We start from the raw sequence: 20,331 nt of genomic DNA, 5'->3' as shown, positions 1-20,331 counted from the left end.
ACGGATGCCCCGTCCACCAGCCCTCACCACCATGCAGGCCTGAAACGCCTCCAAGAATTGAAAACTGAGTCTCCAACATGATTACCTTAAAAAACGTCACCCTGCGCCGCAGCGCCAAGGTGCTTCTGGACAGTGCTTCCGTCACCCTCAATCCTGGCGAAAAGGTCGGCCTGGTGGGGCGCAACGGCGCTGGCAAATCCTCGCTGTTTGCCCTGCTGAACGGTAATCTGCATGAAGACGCGGGTGAGTACTACATCCCTACCCAATGGCGCATGGGCCAGGTGGCCCAGGACATGCCCGAAACCGACCAAGGCGCGACCGACTTTGTGGTCGAAGGTGACACCCAGTTGGGCGCCGCACGTGCCGAAGTGGCAGCCGCAGAGGCCACCGACGACTACGACCGCATGGCCCACGCCTACACCGGCTTGCACGACGCCGGCGAGTACGACGCTGCCGCGCGCGCGCAGGCACTGATCCTGGGCCTGGGCTTCAAGACCACCGAGCTGGACAAACCGGTAAACAGCTTCTCGGGTGGCTGGCGCATGCGCCTGCAGCTGGCGCGCGCGCTGATGTGCCCCAGCGATCTGCTGCTGCTCGACGAACCCACCAACCACTTGGACTTGGACGCTCTGGTCTGGCTGGAAGCTTGGCTCAAGAAGTACGAAGGCACCATGGTCGTCATCAGCCATGACCGCGAATTTTTGGATGCGGTGACCAACGTGACGCTGCACATCGACGCGGGCAAGCTGGTGCGCTACGGCGGCAACTACAGCAAGTTCGAGGATTTGCGTTCCGAGCAAATGGCGCTGCAGCAGACAGCGTTTAGCAAGCAGCAAGACAAGATTGCCCACCTGCAGAAATTTATTGCCCGCTTCAAGGCCAAGGCCAGCAAGGCCAAGCAGGCGCAGAGCCGGGTCAAGGCGCTGGACCGCATGGAGAAGATTGCACCGCTGCTCAGCGAGGCGGATTTCACCTTCGAGTTCAAAGAACCCGCCAACCTGCCCAACCCGATGTTGTCCATGAGCGGCGTGAGCTTCGGCTACCCGCCGCCCGAAGATGCGCCCAAGGGCACACCGCCCACCACCATCGTGCACAACGTCAGCAAGTCGGTGCTGGCTGGGCAGCGCATTGGTATTTTGGGTGCCAACGGCCAGGGTAAATCGACCTTGGTAAAAACCGTCGCGCGTGATCTGCAGCCCTTGGGTGGCGACGTAACTGAAGGCAAGGGCCTGAACATTGGTTACTTCGCGCAGCAAGAGCTTGACGTGCTGCGACCCGACGAATCCCCGCTGGAGCACATGATCCGCCTGGTCCGCGAAATGACAGCTGCCGGCAAGATTGCCGGCCAGCAGACACGCGAACAAGACCTGCGCAGTTTCCTAGGCACCTTCAACTTCGGCGGTGACATGGTCAAGCAGGCCGTGGGCAGCATGAGCGGTGGCGAAAAAGCACGCTTGGTGCTGTGCATGATCGTCTGGCAACGCCCCAACCTCTTGCTGTTGGATGAGCCTACCAACCACCTGGACTTGGCAACCCGTGAAGCCCTGGCCATGGCGCTCAACGAGTTCGAAGGCACGGTGATGCTGGTGAGCCACGACCGTGCGCTTTTGCGCAGCGTGTGTGATGAATTCTGGATGGTGTCGCGCGGTGGCGTGGAGCCGTTTGATGGCGATCTGGACGACTACCAGCGCTACCTGCTGGACGAGGCCAAACGCCAGCGTGAGCTGGCCAAGGAAGAGGCCAAGTCTGACGCCATCAAGCCCGCGGTCGTGGCGCCGGTGGCGATTGTCAAAACCGGCCCCACACCGGAAGCGCTGCGCAAGCTGAAGAAGGAACTTGCCCAGGTGGAGGAGCGCATGGCGACACTCAACACCGAAGGTGCTGAGCTGGAGGGCAAACTCTCGACCAACCCGCACCCATCCGTGATTGCCGAAACCGGCAAGCGCCTGAAGGCCGTGAACAGCGAGCTGCAGGTGCTGGAAGAACAGTGGCTGGCACTGACCACGCAGATGGAGGGCTGAGGCCCTCTTTGGGCAGCGTCCAACACAACGCCCAATAAGAAAAAACCCCGCTACCAAAAAGATAGCGGGGTTTTCAGTATCTACGCAGTGTAGATGGTGGGAACTGAGAGATTCGAACTCTCGACCTACGGATTAAGAGTCCGCTGCTCTACCAGCTGAGCTAAATTCCCAAAAAATTTGGTGGGACCAGCGGGGGTCGAACCCACGACAAACGGATTAAAAGTCCGCTGCTCTACCAACTGAGCTATGGTCCCAACGGGATGTTGCAACATAGTTACATCATCCCGCGAAGCCTCAAATTATAGCGTGTTTTTTTCTTCCTCTTGCTCTCGCCGCGATATTTTGTCGATGATCCAGCCCGCGGCACACATACCAAAGGTGGCAGTGACCGTCACAAGCGAACCATAACCATGGCAATTGAGTGAGCCATCCGATTCCACTGCACAGGAGGCATCGGGCCCTGCGACCGCTTCTTTGCTAAAGACACAGGCAACACGCATTTTTTTGCCATTCTTGGGTGCGCTGTGCTCCTTGCGCAAACGGTAGCGCAGTTGTGCCAGCAGCGGGTCGTGGGTAGTTTCGCTCAGGTCGGCAATGTCCACGGCATGCGCCAAACGCTTGCCACCCGCAGCACCGACCGTGATGAACGGTGTTTTGGTTGTAACCGCCCATGCAGCCATTGCAGTCTTGGTACGCACTTGGTCACAAGCATCCAGTACGGCATCCACGCCCCCCGCAACGAGAGACGCCCAGTTGTCCGCGTCCGCAAAGGTATCCAGACAATGAACGTCGCAAGCGGGGTTGATGAGGGCAATGCGTTGTCGCATGGCCTCAATTTTGGACATGCCCAAGGTGGAAGACAGGGCATGCAGCTGGCGGTTGATGTTCGACTCGGAGATATGGTCCATGTCCACCAGCGTGAGCCGCCCCACCCCACTGCGCGCCAGGGCTTCGGCGGCCCAAGAACCAACGCCGCCGATGCCAACCACCATCACGTGGGCCAAGCGCACACGATCTGCAGGTGCCACGCCCAACAACCGGTCCAGGCCCGAGAAACGGCGCGCGAGATCTACAGACTCCAAGCTATCGGTCATGGAAAACGTGCGCGCCAGGCGCCTTACTTGAGACGCGCCAGGCGCTCTTTGGCTGCCGCAGCAGCCTCGGTGCCGGGGTGTTTGGCCAGCAACTCCTCTAGGGTCTTGCGCGCGGCCTTCACGTCCTTGATTTCAAGTTGGCAATTGGCAATGGCCAGGAGTGCCTCAGGGACACGCATGTGATCGGGTGTTTGCTGAACCAATGTGCGAAAGTTGGCCTGCGCCTCTTTGTAGTCCTTGGTTGCGTACTGCGCATTCCCCAGCCAGAACAACGCAGAGGGGCGATAACCGCTGGCACTGTAGCGATTCAGCAAATCGACAAATGACACTTGGGCTGCGGGGAAATCCCCTTTGCGAAAAACCGCCAGTGCGGATTCAAAGTCGCGTTTTTCCGCAGGTTCGGCAGAAAACTCACGGCCATCCACACTTACCCGGACGGGCTCCAGTTTGCGCAGGCGATCTTCCAGCGATTGCCCCGCATCCTTTTGATTGCGCTGAATCTCTGCCACGTCGCGGGCCAATTGCTCACTCTGCCCGCGCAGTTTGGCCATCTCCACTCGGCTGGCCTCCAGCTGGTTTTGCAAATCGAGCAAGGCTCGGCGTAACTGTGCAGCCTCTTCGGTTGCACGCTTGGTTTCTTCAGCCTGCTTTTGCTCCGACTCCTGCCTAAGCTGGTCAATGCGTTGGCGCAGGTCCAAGATTGCGCGGCGCGCTTCCTCGTCGTCAAACAAGCCCGCTTGCGCAAAACCTGCACTCGCCAACAACGAGAGCACCAACAGCCCTTGGCGAACCACAGCCCAAGCGGAGCGTTGTGTGACCATGGCTTAGCGGTAGCTGATTTCGGTGCGGCGGTTCTTTTCCAGCGCCGCTTCGGAATTGCCCAAAACCGCAGGCTTTTCCTTGCCAAAACTCACGGCTTCGAGCTGGTTGTCTGCCACACCTTGCAGTGCCAGTGCCTTGCGCACGGCTTCAGCACGTTTTTGACCCAGCGCCAAGTTGTATTCACGACCACCACGTTCGTCGGTGTGGCCTTCCAAAGTGACCTTGCGGGCTTTGTCAGACTTCAAGAACTTGGCATGTGCTTCGATGACGGACTGGAATTCAGAACGGATGACGAAACTGTCATAGTCGAAATACACGGTACGGGTGGTGGACTTCATGAAGGCGTCTTGATTGGCCTTATCCAGATCCACGGTGGTAACACCGCTCTTGGCAACACCACTGCCATCTGCCTTGTTGGCATCCGCAGCGGTGCCTACTGTAGCGCCAGATTTGTCTTCCACCGGCACGTTGTCCAGCTTGACAGAAGAACCGCAGGCACTGAGAACCAATGCAACTGCCAGGGACAAAACGATACGCTTCATTCAAAACTCCTTGTTAAATTTCAGATTATTTTTGGAAAGGGCCCCAATCGGGCTCCCGAATATCACCACTTTGGCCCGCCAATCGGGCCTTGATCCGTCCATCCAGGGTGCTGGTCATCAGCGCCTCGCGGCCTTGCTGCAAGGTGGCATAAATCACCAGTTTGCTGTTGGGCGAAAAACTGGGGTTTTCGTCCGCAGTAGTGTCGGTAATGGCGCTGACCGTGCCAGACACTATGTCCATCACATGCAACTTAAAGGCGCCATTCACCCGGGACACATAGGCCAGCCATTTGCCATCCGAGCTGACAGCCGGCGAAATGTTGTAACTACCAGAAAAAGTGACACGTTCGGGGTTTCCACCAGTGGCAGACATTTTATAGACTTGTGGTGAACCGCCCCGATCGCTGACAAAGTAGATCGTCTTGCCATCCGCTGTGTACACCGGTTCGGTGTCGATGGCACTAGACTGGGCCAACCGGCGTGGCTCGCCACCATTGGCGTCCATCAGGTACAACTGGGAGCCGCCATCTCGGCTCAAGGTCAGCGCAAGGGTCCGCCCATCCGGGGACCAGGCTGGTGCGCTGTTAGATCCTTTGAAGTTGGCCACCAGCCGACGACGCCCTGTGGATACATCATGGACATACACAACGGGCTTGCGTGACTCAAACGATACATAGGCAAGCTGGTTGCCATTGGGCGCCCAGGATGGAGAAATCACGGGCTCGGGGCTGTTCAGCGCACTCTGGGCATTTTCCCCATCGGCGTCAGCAACCCAGAGGTTGTAATTGCTACCCGCCTTGGTGACATACGCCACACGCGTGGAAAAGGTTCCTTTGTCACCCGTGAGCTTTTCATAAACAAAATCAGCGATGCGGTGCGCGGCCAATCGCAAATCTCCAGCAACCACGGCATGGCTTTGCGCGCCCAAGTCTTGGGTCCGTACCGCATCCCACAAACGAAAGCGAACATCAAAACGCCCATCGGCCAAACGTGTGATGCTGCCAGTGACCAATGCATCCGCACCTCTCTGGCGCCAGGCGGACATATCGGGGCGTGACACCTCATCCCAGAGACCCGCAACATTGTCTGTGCCACGGAACTGACCACTACGCTCCAAGTCAGCCATCACAATGGCGGACAGTTTTTGGGGTGATGATTCCTCGCCCTTGAAGCTGGGAACCGCTATGGGAATCTGGGTCAAGCCCACACCGGACACCTCGACGCGAAACTGTGCTGCGGCCTGCAGACTCACAAAACAAGTGATGACAGCAAGCAAAAATTTATTCGTCATGTTCCGATTATCCCCAACTGCGCACCACCACATGGGGAGCGTCTTTGCTTTCTTGGTAACCAATGGTAGAGCGTACTTGCCCTGTCTTCTGGCGCTGCCGAACCTTGTCGGCATTCACCCCTTCTTGCAGGCGGCTGGCCTCCGGATGCCACAGGTGGTAGACCTCCGTTGCACAAAATCCATTCTTGCGAATCAAGCCAGCATTGTGCAAACGAAGGACGAAATCAGCGTCTTCGTGTCCCCAGCCCACAAAACTCTCATCAAAACCATTCACCGTCAGGTAATCTGATTTCCAGACTGCCATATTGCAACTGCGTATGCCTTTCCACACAAACTGAGGCTGCAAACGGTACCGAAAATCGGGCAATCGCAGCAGACCCGTGAGTTTGCTGGCGTCTCCCCTCAAGCGCCTGCATAACCAATAGCCCGCAGATCGGGCACTGATAACGTTTTTACCAGCCAACAACTGCCTGGTAAAACTTTCACCAAGCAGGACCCGACTGCCATTTACAAAACAACCGAGCTGCATCAGCTGGCGATGGCGTGCAATAAAGTCAACATCGGGTATACAGTCGCCATCCATAAAGACGAGGTAAGCCCCTTTGGATGCAGCCACCCCTAGATTGCGTACCTGGGATGCAGTGAAACCGATATCCGGATGCCACACATGGGTGGCGGCAAGCCCTGAGGATGCACAAGCTTGTGCAACCCGGTCTCGGTGCGCCTGGGTAGAACCATCGTCCGCGACAACAATCTCAAACCCGCGATCCGTTTGCTGCTTCAAGCCATCCAAGACCAGCGCCAAGGCGTCGCTGCGGTTATAGGTGGTGATCACCACCGATATCGGATCGAAAGAAGACATTTTGGAATAGACTAGGCCGCTCGCGCGGAGGGTGTTGACAACACTTTGGCTTGCAGTAGAGCAAGCGCTGCAGAGAAAGTTCACAACACGGACGGATGTTATCACCCCATGCCATTGATTTCTGTTTATATCATCGCTTTCAACGAAGCAGAAAAGGTGCGTGCTGCGATTGAGAGTGTTCGCTGGGCGGATGAGATCGTGGTGGTGGACTCCTGGAGTACAGACGGCACTGCGGATCTGGCTGTCCAGCTCGGAGCCCGTGTCGTGCAGGTCGAATTCAAAGGCTTCGGCGACTTGCGCAACCAGGCCATTGCGGCTTGCACCCACCCCTGGATCTTCAGCCTGGATGCTGACGAGCGGTGCACGCCGGAGGCAGCAAAAGAAATCAGGCAATTGACCGAGAGTCCCGATGCGTTGGACGCTTACCATACGCCTAGACGTAATTTCTTCATGGGCCGCTGGATCAAACATTCAGGCTGGTATCCCAATTACCGCCAACCCCAGCTGTTTCGCAAGGGTGCCATGCGGTACGACCAGAAACCTGTGCACGAGGGCTACGTCCTCGAATCCGACAAGCCACTGGGCCACATGCGGCAGGCGATTTGGCAATTCCCGTTCAAGAACATGGCAGAAGTCATGCACAAAGCCAACCGCTACTCCAGCTTGGGCGCAGAAAAACTCAAGCATAAGAAGATCTCCATGTGGTCTGCACTGTTGCATGCCAAGTGGGCGTTCTGGAAACACTATCTTTTCAAGCTGGGATTTCTTGATGGATGGGCGGGTTTTGTCATCGCGGTCGGAAACTTTGAAGGCACGTTTTACCGCTATGTAAAGGCCATTGAGATTCAGAGTGGGAAAGCGTGGCGCGCCCCCACCAAGCCATCACTGTCCCAGCATGACTAAAGCAGATCGCACGCTGTATCTGCGGCTGCTGGGCTTTCTTCGCCCCTACTGGAAGGCCTTCTCTATCGCCGTGCTTTGCATGGTTTGTATTGCGGCAACTGAACCGGTGTTTCCTGCCATCATTAAGCATTTGCTCGACAGTGGATTTCGCACCACCGAAGCACGCATGGTGTGGCTGATACCTACCAGCATCGTGTTACTTTTTCTGGCGCGCGGGGTACTGTCTTTCGTGACCAACTACCTCATGACTTGGGTCTCGACTCGCTTGGTGGTAGACCTGCGGCGTGCAATGTTCGACAAGCTGTTAGGTGCCCCCACACAGATCTTTCACACCCAGCCCGCCTCGCAATGGATTGCGCGCCTGCTATACGACGTGGACAACATCAACCAGGCCGCCACCAATGTACTGGTGACGGCGGTACGCGAATCGTTAACTGCCGTGGCGCTGCTGTCCTATCTGCTCTACCTGGACTGGAAACTGACCTTGATCACGCTGACTGTGGGACCGGTAATTGCCGTTCTGATCCAAAGCTTTGGCCGCCGCATACGAAAGGCCAGCAAGGCGAGTCTGGAGTCGCTACGCGCGGTAGCCCACACCGTGGAAGAGACTACTGCGGCCAACAAGGTCATCAAGATCTATGGCGGCCAGGCGCAGCAGAAAGAGCGTTTCCACGCCGTCACCGAAAGCTTTCGCCGCAGCATGATGAAAGAGGCCGTACCCGCCTCGGCACTGACACCCATCACGCATATGACAGCCTCCATCGCCATCGCCTTCATTATCTACATGGCGCTGAGTCGCTCCATGGGCCAGGCCGGTGACACGGCGGGCGGTTTTGTCTCTTTCATCACCGCCATGCTGCTGCTGATCTCGCCGATCAAGCAACTCACCACCATCAGCCCCATCCTACAGCGCGGCCTGGCCGCCTGCGAAAGCGTCTTTGGGGTTCTCGATGCACCTGTAGAAGCCGATATAGGCCATGCCAGGTTGCCGGACTGTAAGGGTGAGATTCGCTTCGAGAAGGTGTCCTTCCGCTACCCCGGCAGCGACAAACTGGCACTGGACAAAATCACCCTCCAGGCGCAACCCGGCCAGACCATCGCCTTGGTAGGAGCGTCGGGCGGCGGAAAAAGCACGCTGGCGGCGCTGATTCCTCGCTTATACACGCCAGACTCTGGCCGCATCACGGTGGATGGCGTCGACATCGCCACACTGGCACTGACCAACCTGCGCGAACACATCGCATTGGTCAGTCAGGACATCGTCCTACTCAATGACAGCGTTCGCGCCAACATTGCCTTTGGCCAGTCGCGCGGTGCCGACGACACCAAAGTGCAAGAAGCGGCCGTTGCAGCCCATGCGTGGGAATTCATCTCCCAGCTTCCACAAGGATTGGATACGCTGACGGGGGAAAATGGTGCGGCTCTCTCTGGCGGCCAGCGCCAGCGTATTGCGATTGCACGAGCTCTACTGAAGGATGCGCCCATCCTCATCCTCGATGAAGCCACCTCGGCCCTAGATACCGAGTCGGAGCGCACGGTACAGGATGCGCTGGCTACCCTCATGCGCAACCGAACCACCCTGATCATCGCCCATCGCCTCAGTACAATTGAGCGCGCAGACCTGATTGTAGTGCTGGACCAGGGGCGCATCGTGGAATCTGGCAACCATGCCTCCCTGCTTCAACGCAACGGCTACTACGCCAACCTGCAGAGGTTGCAGACATGAAGATACCAATCCTGATGTACCACCAGATCGACGAGCCGCCACCGCGTGGCACGGCGCTGCGCGGACTCATTGTGGCGCCCTCCTCGTTTGCCTTGCAAATGCGCATGTTGCGCCTGATGGGCTACAAAGGCCTGTCCATGCGCGATCTGGAGCCCTATCTGCGCGGGGATCAACAAGGCAAGGTGGTGGGCATCACTTTTGACGATGGCTACCAGAACAACTTGGTCCACGCCCTGCCCACGCTAAAAGCCAACGGCTTCACCGCGACTTGCTATGGTGTCAGCAGCATGGTGGGAGGTACAAATGCCTGGGACGCAGGGAAAGTGGCGCAGAAGCCACTGATGACACAGCAAGACTGGCTGGCCTGGCACGGGGCTGGCATGGACGTGGGCTCGCACACGCAGACGCATGCCAACCTCACGGAGCTGTCCAACGAAGCAGCGCAGCAGCAGATTGTGCAATCCAAGGACGAGCTGCAACATGTGCTGGGCGCCGAAGTACGGCATTTCTGCTATCCCTACGGCTGGTTCAAACCCGAGCACGAAGACATGGTGCGCGCGGCAGGCTACGTGACGGCCACGAGCACACGCAGGGGCCGTGCGCAAGCGGGCGACAATCCCTATGCGCTCAACCGGATCATGGTGGCGCGGGCCACAAACCCGTTGCAGTTCGCTGCCAAAATCATGACGCGATACGAAGACTGTAGGCAATGAAGCCCTTTGCTCTCTATTGCAAGAGTTATCGCGTGGATGTCAAACGGGCCAAACGCTTGGCATTGACGATTGAAAAATACAACGCTGACGCCATTCCCTTCTATGTGTCATGCCCGCAAGCGGACCTTCCCCTGTTTCAGGAATACCTTTCCGAACTTAAGGTCACCCTGATTGCTGACGAAGACATCATCCTGAGCAACCCCATGCACACGCTTGATGCAATCAATGCAATCCCAGGGTATTTGTCGCAGCAAATAGTCAAATCCGAGTTCTGGCGCCTGGGCCTGGCCCAAGCCTACCTGTGTCTGGACTCCGACTGCCAGTTCATACGTCCATTTCATCAGCATGAGTTCTTGAATGTGCAGGGCGTGCCATACACCGTCGTCGATGAATGCCGGGAGGTACTCATTCCCGCCGCCATGGCGCGCAAACAAAAGGTCATCGACAACTTCCGCAGGGAGTCGATCCAGGTTCAACAAGAAATTGGGCGAGACGGCAAGTTTTATAATTTTGGCCCCAACTGTCCCGTATGGCATCGTGATGTATGGGCCAGTCTGGAAGAGAATTTCCTCAAGCCCCGCCAAATGAACTTTGCCGCGCTGATTGTGCAGCACCCAATCGAAATGCGTTGGTATGGTGAGGCGCTACTGAAGTACCGCGCTATTCCGCTCATACCATCACAGCCATTTTTCAAGATGTACGCCTACGCTTGGCAACTGCGCAAGGATCGTTCGGATGGTCTCAGCGAAACTGACCTCGCACAGTTTTATTGCGGCGTGACCTACCAATCTGCCTGGGAGCGCGAAATGGATTGGCCCAGCGAGGGCGGCCATCTGGCGTCCAGACTGGGGCGCAGGTTACGCCGCGCCCTAGGTCGCACCTAAGCAGCTCAAAACCATGGGTAACACAAAGATCTCCGGAGCTGTACTGGTATTTGCTGCCGCCGTCCTGTTGGCGATATGGCCTCTGCCCAACACAATGGGACTACGCCATCTTATGCTGCTCATTGGCTCCGTAGCCTCGCTATTCATCTTGGGCAAGCACTTTCAGCAACTTAAGACGCTGCAGGCATGGCCTGTTTACCTGCTGTTTTCATTTTTTCTCTGGCTTACTTTTCATATGTTGTTTCTTGCGGGCAACTATGAAGAGCAATGGCGCGAGTTAACCGGTGACTGGCTGCGCAACAGTCTGGCGGCCTGCATGGGGCTGGCCTTGGGCGTCCTAGTACGCAACCCCACACAACACCTGTCCCTTCGTCTGCAGCGAATCCACCAGTCCGTGCTGATTTGGGGCCTCGCGGGAACCACTTTAATTTTCTGCGTCCGCTACGCCTACGAGATAGCGCAAACAGGACAATGGGTACACACCAACTTCTACATGGCACCCTACTTGGGCAAGACACCACTGGTCATTTTTGGCAGCCTCTTGCTCCCCGTGATGTTCATCAAGGCTTTGTCTGCCCTGCAAAGAGCGGAGCGCCCGATCTGGTATCTGTACAGCTTTGCTGGGCTGATAGCAACCGTACTGATGTACTACTTCGCCAACACCAAGAATGGGTTTGCCATGTTCACCTTGCTGTCAAGTGGATTCCTCATCTCGGTATTGCGGCGGCGTACCCATGTCAAGATGCACCGCATAGGCCTTGGTATATCGATAATGATAGGTTTCTTGATCTTTGGTTATGCGGCCAACAAACACATTGAAACCAACCCTGCGTGGTCAAACTTGGTAGCTGATTACAAGATTAGCACCCAAATCGACCAACACAACAACTGGAAAGACAACACATCACCGTTCCCACACAATGAAAACGGCACTACGGTAGATATCAGCACCTACCAAAGAGTATCTTGGGCGCGGGCGGGGCTGGAACTGCTAAAAGACCATCCGCTGGGCTACGGACTCATCAACCACTCTTTTGGTGCGCTTGCAATCCAAAAGTGGAGTGACTTCCACAAACCCGATGGAAACAACCGAGGAGCCACACATAGCGGCTGGCTGGACTTCGCGCTTGGCTTTGGAGTACCCGGGCTATTGCTGGTTTGGGTGCCCTTGATCGCCAGCTACCTCCGAGCCCAAAAGCACACCGACTTCTGGAGCACCTATACAGTTTGGACCATTCCACTGATCGTCATCAGCTACCTCACCACCGAAGTCTGTACAGGCCATTTTATTGAACTGCTGTTTTTCCTAACCGCACTGTTCAGCGGCTTGACACTCCCCAGCGATCGCGAAACCAACGACGCAGGCGCCGACTGAACTTTAGATCTTTGATCTCATGGTCTGAGTACAGCTGCGTCGAAAGGTTTGTTTCCAAAATAGCATTTGGTGCTTGACGCTGCTCCAGCTGTGAGTAGAGCTTCTCAAGCTCGGCAAAGATGTTGTACTCATACAATATCTTGCGTTTGGCCTCCTGTCGCTGATCTAGGCTTGCATAGTCTAGTTCACTACGCAACACCTCCCGGATAGTGCCAATGGCTTGCTGCGGCTTGTCTAGATCAATGCGCGCATAACTACCTTCCGGGAAATAGTCGTCCAGATTTGGACACCCACTGTATATCGGAAAGCACCCTCGCAGGAAAGGGTCCGCCAGCTTCTCCGTCCAATAGTCCTGATGCACCGAGTTCTCCAATGCGATGTGAAATCGGTAGTCGGACAGGGCTTCATCCTTGTCTGCCATCGTCTTGGTTCCTCGACCAAAGAAATCAATCTGATCACCAAACTCCTGTTTCAATCGCTCTACAAATTCTATTCTTAGGCGATGCCCCCGTGTCACCGCATTACTAGAACAAACGACGGAACACAGCTTGGTCTTGACCGGATTACCTGCTTCAAAGTCCGAAAAATCCAACATCGATCGGAAGCGCTCAGCCCCGCCCTGGAAACGAACACCGGTAAACCAGTTGATCCCCGGTTGCATGAAGATTGCACCGGGATGTCGCGTTCCGCGCTGTGTGGTGATCACAGTCCCAAACTGCGCCAAGAACCGAGACTGATAGCGGTGAAAGCTCTCCGGCTCTCCGGCCACAAAGATGCGGCGATTGTGAGGCACCGATGTCAGCAGCGCCACATCCGGCCAAGCGGAATAGACCACCAACCAGTCATACCCCCTCGTACAATCGGTCGAGAACGTGTACGCACTCTGTCCCCAGGTGCCGCCCTCTTCTCGCAATTGCCTGCCCCAAGGCCAGGCGCCGCCAGACTCATCGACGAACAGCACCTTACGTTTTTTCATTGTTATGTCGCCCGTTTTTTCCATTGTGCTCTGCACCTACAACGCTCAGACCTATCTTGATGAATGCATCCAGAGCCTGCTCCAACAGACCTATGCCGATTTCGAGTTGATTATCGTAGACGATGGATCACACGACGGCACCTTAGCCTACCTGAATGCGCTGACGGACCCTCGCATACGCATCATTTCTCTCGAAACCAATCACGGATTGATTTTTGCGCGCAACAAGGGTTTTGATGAAGCCAGGGGCTCTTACATCGCCATCATGGATGCTGATGACATTGCGCACCCTAGGCGACTGGAGGCGCAGCTCAAAGTACTGCAGGGCGGCGCGGTCGATGTATGTGGTTCGTTTCACATCTCGCTGGATGGCCGAACTGGCAAACGGCGGGTGCGCCGATCTGCGACCTCCGACAGCGATATCCGGGCCCTGCTAAGCATTTACTGCCCGTTGTGCAACCCAAGTACCAGCGCCCGCGCCGACGTGCTGCGACAACACCGCTACAACACAGCTTACCCTCATGCAGAAGACTACGGTCTCTGGTGCGATATCGCTACCCATGGCGGCAGATTTCTCAACATTGCGCAGCACCTGCTCACATACCGCTTACATCCGGGTCAAATCAGTGTAGTAAAAAAGGAAACTGCCAATAACTCCTTTAAAACCATCCAAGCCCATTACGTACAGGCCCTCACCGGACAAGGTATAATACCTAAGTCTATGCCTGTGGCACAGAGATGGAAGCAGGCGACCGCCTTTATGCAAACCATCAATCGCAAAATACCCGGCATCTCATTTCGAACCAACTATGAGTTGTATGCGGAGTTTCAGTACCGGGGTAACGGCTGGCTCACACTCCTGACGCGCTTGGAACGTGCCATGATTGCGTGGTGGGTCACACAGTTAGGGCGTCGCGCCGGGCGCTGAAAGCCCAGGCCAGTCCGGGCCTAAGGAAGCAAACACTGTGCCTTGGTCAAGCGTGTAAGCTCTGTCAGCATCTTTTCATTAATCTCATCTTCCAACTCAAGCACCCTGGAAGCTCCACGGTAGGAGTGCCACATCCGTGGCACAAACTTGGTTTGCTCACCAAGCATGCCAGCCAGATGGGTCATGCCGCTTTTGGACCCCACCAGGATATCGGCACCAACCAGCACACGAAAGGATGCGACAAAAGGACTGTCAATCAGTTCTACAACCTTGCACCGGTCAGTTGGCAGGACACTCTGCCAATCCATTGCCAGCCCTCTCTCAGAGCAATAGCGACCATTCAAGCCTTCGCTCACGATATAAACCACGACGGGCCGCTCACCGCTAGCACCCAGGATCTGAACAAGGATGCGCTGATACCAAGCGTCGGGCAGCATGCGCTTGGACAAATCGTCAAACTGTCGCCCCGGCAGCAGATCTCCACGCCTGATATGTATGGCAACCTTCAATGCATGCGACAGACGGGGGGCGTATTGCGCAGGAAACTTGCTGCTACGAGCGGCATCGTAGCAGCGCCTGAACCAGGCCTTGCTAGCTTCGTATTCGAAGTCGCCTGTTCGCTTGTCCGGCAAACGGAATACGACACCGTCCTCGGGATGAGAGCGAATGACCGCATCCACAGCTCGATAGGCTTCGTCATCCTGTTGGGCATTAGATGGAATACTGATAGCTGTCTCTGGAAGAAGCACTAATTTGAGCGCCTTCTGCCGCAGCAAGCGCTCAACCTCGCGTCTGTCCTTGGTGTACTGCGCAAATGCAAACATCGCATTGATATCGTTTCCGATATCGTGTGTTTCATAAACCTGTCTTAACGTCAGACGACGCACCCACTGACGCAGCCGCCAACCCCAATGGCTCTTGCTGGATTTGCGAACCTGCGATTCGGCATAGGCAAACGTCAGGTCATGACGTAGACATATCTTGACTGCATTGTTGACATGGCCCAGCGAGTGCCCAATGCCTGCATCCGGATTCTCATAGTCCACCAAGTATCGACCAAGCCTACTCATGCCAATGCTTTCCCCGCACATTGCGGCACACACCTCTCTGAGGCCCTATTGAGCCCGCCCAAAGCATCATCCTATTGAAGTTCGTCATGTTCTGGACCTTAGATTCATTGCTAATCCGCTAACGAACTTGCTAGCAAAACCCATTCTATTAATGAGGCAGCGGCTGCGCCTGTGGTGTAAGGGCTCTGCTGTGTATTGTCCAGCAAGCCCCCATGGGACCAAAGTTCATACAGAGTCATCAGCATTGTGACCACACCCTTCGTTATCGGGTCACCCTGCATTTCCACCACGCTATGCCCCTGCCCCCGCAGCAGCTCTGCCATCTGCGCATTCCCATGCACTGTCGCCAAAATAGGCCGCTGCATCCATAGATATTCGTAGAGCTTGGACGGGATGTACTCGGCGCAAATAGGCTCGCTGCCGTGCAGCAGAAGCAGCACATCGGCACTGCGCATGCGGCGCAGGATCTGCTCTCGCCCGGAAAGCCCGGTCACCGGATCCGCCTCGATACGCCCCAGGTGGCGCACCAGATCACGCACGGGTGACTGGGCGATGGCGGCCTGGGACACTGCGTCCAGCGGCCCGCCGGTAAGCTGCAGCTCCAGCATGGAGCGCAACCCGGGGCGCCCGGCGACCAAGGACTCCAGTGCAGAAAGGATGGGTGTGAGGTTGCGTGTGGCAGACAGCGAGCCAAAATGCCCGATGACCATCTTGGGCCCCGGCACATACGGCGGCAACACCTTGAATGGCGCGTCAATGCCCGGCAGCATCATCTTGCCGCGTTCGCCCAGTTGCGGATGGCGACGCTTGGCACTGGCCAGGGCCTGTTCGGTGAACCAGATGGCCACATCGGCATCGGTGCAGATCTGGCGTTCCACCTCGGCCTGCATGCGCTCCTGCGCAGTCTTGGGCGTGCTGCCCGGCATCACCAGCGGGTCGTGCACCTCGGCCAGCCAACGCACACCCAGCGCCTGTTTCAAGGCGCGCCCCGCCACATGGGCAGCGAAGGCGCCACCGGTGGAATAGATGAGATCGAACTTGCGATGCCGGGCCAACGCACGCCCCTTGAGATAAGCACTGAGCCACCAGGACCATGAGCTTTCCACGGGCCGCAGCAGTTTTTCGACAAACATGAACGGCAGCAAGGGAATGGACAGCAGCACCATGACCAGGCGGTACACCTTGGGATGGGGCAAATGCTTGCGCAGCACATGGCGCAGCTCGAACCGACAGCCCGCCGCCCCCGCAGGCCAGAGTTGGTGGTGCTCGTAGTGGCGATCCTGATCGCCGGACACTCCACTCAACACGACCAGTTCAATGCCAGCCGCTTCCAAATGCGGCAACTTGTCAGTAATAGTCTGACTGGCGGCGCGACCATCCATGTTGAACGCATGGGACAGGATCAGCCAGCGCTGCACGTAGCGCTTCGCAATGCCCAAGTACATCGCCTCATACATACCCGCCGCGTGCTCCCAGGAGTGGGCTTGGGCGAATACCAGTGCTCGGGTGGACAAGTAGCCAACTAGGTCGGCATCATTTAGCAGGCGCTGCAAGGTGACAACGATCTTTGCCACATCCCGGGGATCTTTCAGCAACAACGCGTTCTCGCCATCCCGCATATCTTGCGCAATGCCGCTGTACGGCGTATCGCTCACCACCACAGGCAAACCATGCGCCATGGCCTCCAGCACCACCATGCCGTAGGCATCTTCCAGCGTGGGATGCACTAGTGCGTCTGCCGCGCGGTAGGCCAGCCCCATGTCCCGTTGGCTACCCAGAAAATGCACGCGTGCCGTCAAACCCAGCCGTTCGGCGAGCTTGCGCATGGCCAGCTCGCTCTCGGCCTTACCCACTACCGCCAACTGAGCCTGCGCTGGTAGTTGAGCCAAGGCCTGCAGCAGGGCTGGTAGCCCTTTCTTGACAAAGTCATTGCCCACGAACAACAACACGGTGGCCTCGATCGGCAGGCCCAGTTGCTCGCGGGCTGTAGCACGCTGCGTTGCAGACGCCCGGCCCGGCACCGCATCCACGCCCGGTGTCACCACTTCCAGCATCGATGCCGATGCAGGGTACGTAGCCTGCAGCACCGCCTTCAGCGACGACGAGGCGCACACCACACGTTTCTTCAGTGCCCAAGCGTAACGAAGATTTTCCAGCCACAGATAGGCCAGCAGCCGCGGACTTGTCAGCACCTTGAGCCAGCGCAGCGCCAGCGCGGCGCCCTGCCTGCCGGCAAACAGCGTGTGTTTCACCGGCAGCACATGCACGGTCTGCACATTGCCGTGCCAGGTGTTCTCATGCGAATGCACGATGTCAAAACCCGTGCGCGTGGCGCGCCAGGTCTTCCAGGCAAAGTAGATCTGGTTGATCCAGCGTGGCCGCTGTAGCGGCAGGGGAATGCGGTGGTAGCTGACGCCGGGAAAGTCGTGCGCAATCGTCTGCGCAAACACATGCACCTCGTGGCGCGCCGCCAGCTCTTCCACCAGCGCGATCGAATAACGCTCGGCGCCACCGCCCGTGGTGGCAAAGTTCCGGCTCAGTACGGCGATCCGCAAACGTTCAGTCACACGCCACCATCACAAGAGCACGATGTCGTACTGTTCTTGCGCCATGGCCGCTTCGCTTTGCAGCGACACGGGCTTGCCGATGAACTCGGAGAGACCCGCCAGGTGCTGGCTCTCTTCGTCCAGGAACAGTTCGATGACCTTGGGCGAAGCCACTACACGGAACTCGCGCGGGTTGAACTGGCGCGCCTCGCGCAGGATCTCGCGGAAGATGTCGTAGGCCACGCTGCGCGGGGTTTTGACAATGCCCTTGCCTTCGCAGGTCGGGCACGGCTCGCACAGCATGTGGGCCAACGACTCGCGCGTGCGCTTGCGTGTCATCTCCACCAGACCCAGCTGCGAGAAGCCACCGGCCATGGTCTTCACGCGGTCGCGTGCCAGCTGCTTGCGGAATTCGCCCAGCACGGCCTCCCGGTGGTCTTCGCGTGCCATGTCGATGAAGTCCACGATGATGATTCCGCCCAGGTTGCGCAGGCGCAGCTGCCGTGCAATCGCCTGCGCGGCCTCCAGGTTGGTCTTGAAGATGGTGTCGTCAAAATTGCGCGCCCCCACAAAGCCGCCCGTATTCACGTCCACCGTGGTCAGCGCCTCGGTCTGGTCCACGATGAGGTAGCCACCCGACTTCAGTTCCACCCGGCGCGCCAGCGCCTTGGCCACTTCCTCGTCGATGGAATACAGGTCAAAAATCGGACGCTCGCCCTTGTAGTGCTGCAGCTTCTCCGCTGCGGCCGGCATGAACTCCGAGCCAAAGGCCTTGAGCGCATCAAACTGCTCGCGCGAATCCACACGAATAGTCTGCGTGCCCTCGCCCACCAGATCGCGCAGCACGCGCTGCAGCAAGCTCAGGTCCTGGTGCAGCAGACTTTGCGCAGGCAGGCGCAGTGCTGCGTCCTTGATACGCGCCCAGGCCTTGCGCAGATAGGCAATGTCGTCACCCAGTTCGGTGTCCGATGCGTCTTCGCCATTGGTGCGCAGGATGAAGCCGCCGCCCTCCTTGCCCGCCAGCTTTTGCATACGGTTGCGCAGCTCGTCGCGCTGCGCGGTGGGAATTTTTTGCGACACGCCGATGTGGTCGTCCTGCGGCAGAAACACCAGCAGGCGCCCCGCAATGCTGATTTGTGTGGACAGGCGCGCACCCTTGGTGCCAATCGGGTCCTTGATGACCTGCACCATGAGCGACTGGCCCTCAAACACCTGCTTCTCAATGGGAATTTGTGGCTGCGAAGCACGCGACGCGCTCAGCGACTCACCCTCGGCCGGCGGGTGCCACACATCGGCCACATGCAGAAAGGCCGCGCGCTCCAGGCCAATGTCGATGAAGGCCGACTGCATGCCCGGTAGCACGCGCGCGACCTTGCCCAGGTACACATTGCCCACCAGCCCACGCTCCAGCGTGCGCTCCACGTGCAGTTCCTGCACCGCACCGTGTTCGACGATAGCCACCCGCGTCTCTTGCGGCGACCAGTTGATCAGGATGTCTTGTTGCATGCAAAGCCCACTTCGCGCAAGGCCTGCGCAGTTTCAAACAAAGGGAGGCCCATGATGCCAGAGTACGACCCCTCAATCCGCGCAATGAATGCCGCCGCCCTGCCCTGCACGCCATAGGCGCCGGCCTTGCCCATGGGCTCGCCGCTGGCCACGTAGTCGGCAATCTCGGCGTCGCTCATCTGGGCGAAGGTCACGCGCGATTCGCAGCAGGCCTGAGCCGTCTTGTCGCCCCAGCCGATGGTTATGGCGGTGAACACGCGGTGGGTCTGACCCGACAAGGCGCGCAACATGCGTTGGGCGTCCTCAGCATCCTCTGGTTTGCCCAGAATGGTGTCGCCCATCGCCACCGTGGTGTCGGCGCACAAAATAGGTCGATTTTGGCCTCCATCCCTTACCAGTCTTGCGCGAGCAGCTATTAATTTAAGAGCGGTTACACGCTGCACATAGACGTCGGGGGCTTCTCCTGGCAGCACCACCTCCAGGCTTTCCGCATCCTCGTCGGGCGTGGGCAGCAGCAGCTCATGCGCCACGCCAATTTGCGCCAACAGCTCACGGCGGCGCGGGCTTTGGGAGGCCAGATAGATGAAATCAGGACTGGGCATGCTCACTCGCGGTGATAAGGGTGGTTGGCGTTGACGGACCAGGCGCGGTAGAGCTGCTCAATCAGCAGCACGCGCACCATGGCGTGCGGCAGGGTCAGGTCAGACAAGCGGATACGTTCGTGGGCTGCTTGGCGAAACTCGGGGTCCAGCCCATCCGGCCCACCAATGACCAGGGCGATGTCTGTGCCGCCTAGCTGCCACTCCTTCAGACGCTCGGCCAGCGCCGTGGTCCGCAAGCTGGTGCCACGTTCATCCAGCGCCACAACCCGCGCGCCCTTGGGGATGGCTTCCTCAATGCGCTTACGCTCCGCCGCAACCAACTGCTCTACAGTTTTGGAGCCGCGCGGCTCGGTTTTGATGGCTTTGAGCTCGACCTTGAGCTCATGCGGAAAGCGCTTGGCGTAGTCGTCCCACGCGGTTTGCGCCCAATCCGGTACCCGCTGCCCGACAGCGATGATGACCAGCCGCAT

At 57.8% G+C, this 20,331-nt stretch carries 18 protein-coding genes and 2 tRNA genes; 7 read left to right on the top strand and 13 right to left on the bottom strand.

Going from position 1 to position 20,331, the window contains the following annotated elements:
* Nucleotides 1-77: 77 nt before the first annotated feature.
* Nucleotides 78-2,021 carry an ABC-F family ATP-binding cassette domain-containing protein gene (locus tag C5F53_RS08215; RefSeq protein ID WP_105260863.1) on the top strand — a complete coding sequence of 648 codons (1,944 nt, stop codon included), beginning with the start codon at nt 78-80 and terminating at the stop codon, nt 2,019-2,021.
* Nucleotides 2,022-2,115: 94 nt separating this feature from the next.
* Here the strand turns inward: C5F53_RS08215 and C5F53_RS08210 are convergent.
* From C5F53_RS08210 to C5F53_RS08180, 7 genes are all read right to left on the bottom strand, one after another.
* Nucleotides 2,116-2,191, bottom strand: a tRNA-Lys gene (locus C5F53_RS08210).
* Nucleotides 2,192-2,199: 8 nt separating this feature from the next.
* Nucleotides 2,200-2,275, bottom strand: a tRNA-Lys gene (locus tag C5F53_RS08205).
* Nucleotides 2,276-2,320: 45 nt separating this feature from the next.
* The gene (locus C5F53_RS08200) at nt 2,321-3,115 is read right to left on the bottom strand and encodes a ThiF family adenylyltransferase (RefSeq protein WP_105260862.1); all 795 of its coding nucleotides are present in this window, start codon (nt 3,113-3,115) and stop codon (nt 2,321-2,323) included.
* A 23-nt stretch (nt 3,116-3,138) separates the two neighbouring features.
* The gene (ybgF, locus tag C5F53_RS08195) at nt 3,139-3,936 is read right to left on the bottom strand and encodes a tol-pal system protein YbgF (RefSeq protein ID WP_105260861.1); all 798 of its coding nucleotides are present in this window, start codon (nt 3,934-3,936) and stop codon (nt 3,139-3,141) included.
* Nucleotides 3,937-3,939: 3 nt separating this feature from the next.
* Nucleotides 3,940-4,479, bottom strand: a complete 540-nt coding sequence (pal, locus tag C5F53_RS08190) for a peptidoglycan-associated lipoprotein Pal (protein WP_105260860.1) — start codon at nt 4,477-4,479, stop codon at nt 3,940-3,942.
* Nucleotides 4,480-4,504: 25 nt separating this feature from the next.
* Entirely contained in the window at nt 4,505-5,770 is a 1,266-nt protein-coding gene (tolB, locus tag C5F53_RS08185) for a Tol-Pal system beta propeller repeat protein TolB (RefSeq protein WP_105260859.1), read from the bottom strand.
* Between the two features lie 7 nt (nt 5,771-5,777).
* Nucleotides 5,778-6,632 carry a glycosyltransferase family 2 protein gene (locus C5F53_RS08180; RefSeq protein WP_105260858.1) on the bottom strand — a complete coding sequence of 285 codons (855 nt, stop codon included), beginning with the start codon at nt 6,630-6,632 and terminating at the stop codon, nt 5,778-5,780.
* Nucleotides 6,633-6,740: 108 nt separating this feature from the next.
* Between C5F53_RS08180 and C5F53_RS08175 the strand changes: the two genes are divergently transcribed.
* The 5 genes from C5F53_RS08175 to C5F53_RS08155 are packed head-to-tail and all read left to right on the top strand — an operon-like array spanning nt 6,741 to nt 12,233.
* Nucleotides 6,741-7,535: a glycosyltransferase family 2 protein gene (locus tag C5F53_RS08175; RefSeq protein ID WP_105260857.1), complete on the top strand. Its 795-nt coding sequence runs from the start codon at nt 6,741-6,743 to the stop codon at nt 7,533-7,535.
* Nucleotides 7,528-9,261 carry a lipid A export permease/ATP-binding protein MsbA gene (gene msbA, locus C5F53_RS08170; protein WP_105260856.1) on the top strand — a complete coding sequence of 578 codons (1,734 nt, stop codon included), beginning with the start codon at nt 7,528-7,530 and terminating at the stop codon, nt 9,259-9,261. The genes C5F53_RS08175 and msbA overlap by 8 nt, the downstream gene beginning before the upstream one ends.
* Nucleotides 9,258-9,974 carry a polysaccharide deacetylase family protein gene (locus tag C5F53_RS08165; RefSeq protein ID WP_105260855.1) on the top strand — a complete coding sequence of 239 codons (717 nt, stop codon included), beginning with the start codon at nt 9,258-9,260 and terminating at the stop codon, nt 9,972-9,974. The genes msbA and C5F53_RS08165 overlap by 4 nt, the downstream gene beginning before the upstream one ends.
* Nucleotides 9,971-10,858 carry a DUF6492 family protein gene (locus C5F53_RS08160; RefSeq protein WP_105260854.1) on the top strand — a complete coding sequence of 296 codons (888 nt, stop codon included), beginning with the start codon at nt 9,971-9,973 and terminating at the stop codon, nt 10,856-10,858. The genes C5F53_RS08165 and C5F53_RS08160 overlap by 4 nt, the downstream gene beginning before the upstream one ends.
* 13 nt (nt 10,859-10,871) lie before the next feature.
* Nucleotides 10,872-12,233: an O-antigen ligase family protein gene (locus C5F53_RS08155; RefSeq protein WP_105260853.1), complete on the top strand. Its 1,362-nt coding sequence runs from the start codon at nt 10,872-10,874 to the stop codon at nt 12,231-12,233.
* Here the strand turns inward: C5F53_RS08155 and C5F53_RS08150 are convergent.
* The gene (locus tag C5F53_RS08150; protein ID WP_161499903.1) at nt 12,178-13,209 is read right to left on the bottom strand and encodes a glycosyltransferase family 10 domain-containing protein; all 1,032 of its coding nucleotides are present in this window, start codon (nt 13,207-13,209) and stop codon (nt 12,178-12,180) included. The two genes, C5F53_RS08155 and C5F53_RS08150, sit on opposite strands and share 56 nt — an antisense overlap.
* A 4-nt stretch (nt 13,210-13,213) precedes the next feature.
* Here C5F53_RS08150 and C5F53_RS08145 point away from each other — a divergent pair, with 4 nt between their 5' ends.
* Entirely contained in the window at nt 13,214-14,137 is a 924-nt protein-coding gene (locus C5F53_RS08145; protein ID WP_105260981.1) for a glycosyltransferase family 2 protein, read from the top strand.
* Between the two features lie 20 nt (nt 14,138-14,157).
* Here the strand turns inward: C5F53_RS08145 and C5F53_RS08140 are convergent, their stop codons facing one another.
* From C5F53_RS08140 to rlmH, 5 genes are all read right to left on the bottom strand, one after another.
* Nucleotides 14,158-15,183, bottom strand: coding sequence for a hypothetical protein (locus tag C5F53_RS08140; protein WP_146097325.1), 1,026 nt, complete (start codon nt 15,181-15,183; stop codon nt 14,158-14,160).
* 134 nt (nt 15,184-15,317) lie between these two features.
* Nucleotides 15,318-17,774 carry a glycosyltransferase gene (locus C5F53_RS08135; protein ID WP_105260850.1) on the bottom strand — a complete coding sequence of 819 codons (2,457 nt, stop codon included), beginning with the start codon at nt 17,772-17,774 and terminating at the stop codon, nt 15,318-15,320.
* Nucleotides 17,775-17,783: 9 nt separating this feature from the next.
* Nucleotides 17,784-19,259, bottom strand: a complete 1,476-nt coding sequence (rng, locus tag C5F53_RS08130; protein WP_105260849.1) for a ribonuclease G — start codon at nt 19,257-19,259, stop codon at nt 17,784-17,786.
* Complete coding sequence (locus C5F53_RS08125) at nt 19,241-19,861, bottom strand: nucleoside triphosphate pyrophosphatase (RefSeq protein ID WP_105260848.1); 621 nt, start codon at nt 19,859-19,861, stop codon at nt 19,241-19,243. Before C5F53_RS08125 ends, rng begins: the two co-directional genes overlap by 19 nt.
* Nucleotides 19,862-19,863: 2 nt before the next feature.
* Nucleotides 19,864-20,331 carry a 23S rRNA (pseudouridine(1915)-N(3))-methyltransferase RlmH gene (rlmH, locus tag C5F53_RS08120; RefSeq protein ID WP_105260847.1) on the bottom strand — a complete coding sequence of 156 codons (468 nt, stop codon included), beginning with the start codon at nt 20,329-20,331 and terminating at the stop codon, nt 19,864-19,866.

This window comes from Rhodoferax sp. TS-BS-61-7 (assembly GCF_002943465.1).
Lineage (GTDB): Bacteria > Pseudomonadota > Gammaproteobacteria > Burkholderiales > Burkholderiaceae_C > Allorhodoferax.
The sequence above is the reverse complement of the archived record's forward strand: the minus strand, read 5'-3'. Positions and strand labels throughout refer to the sequence as shown.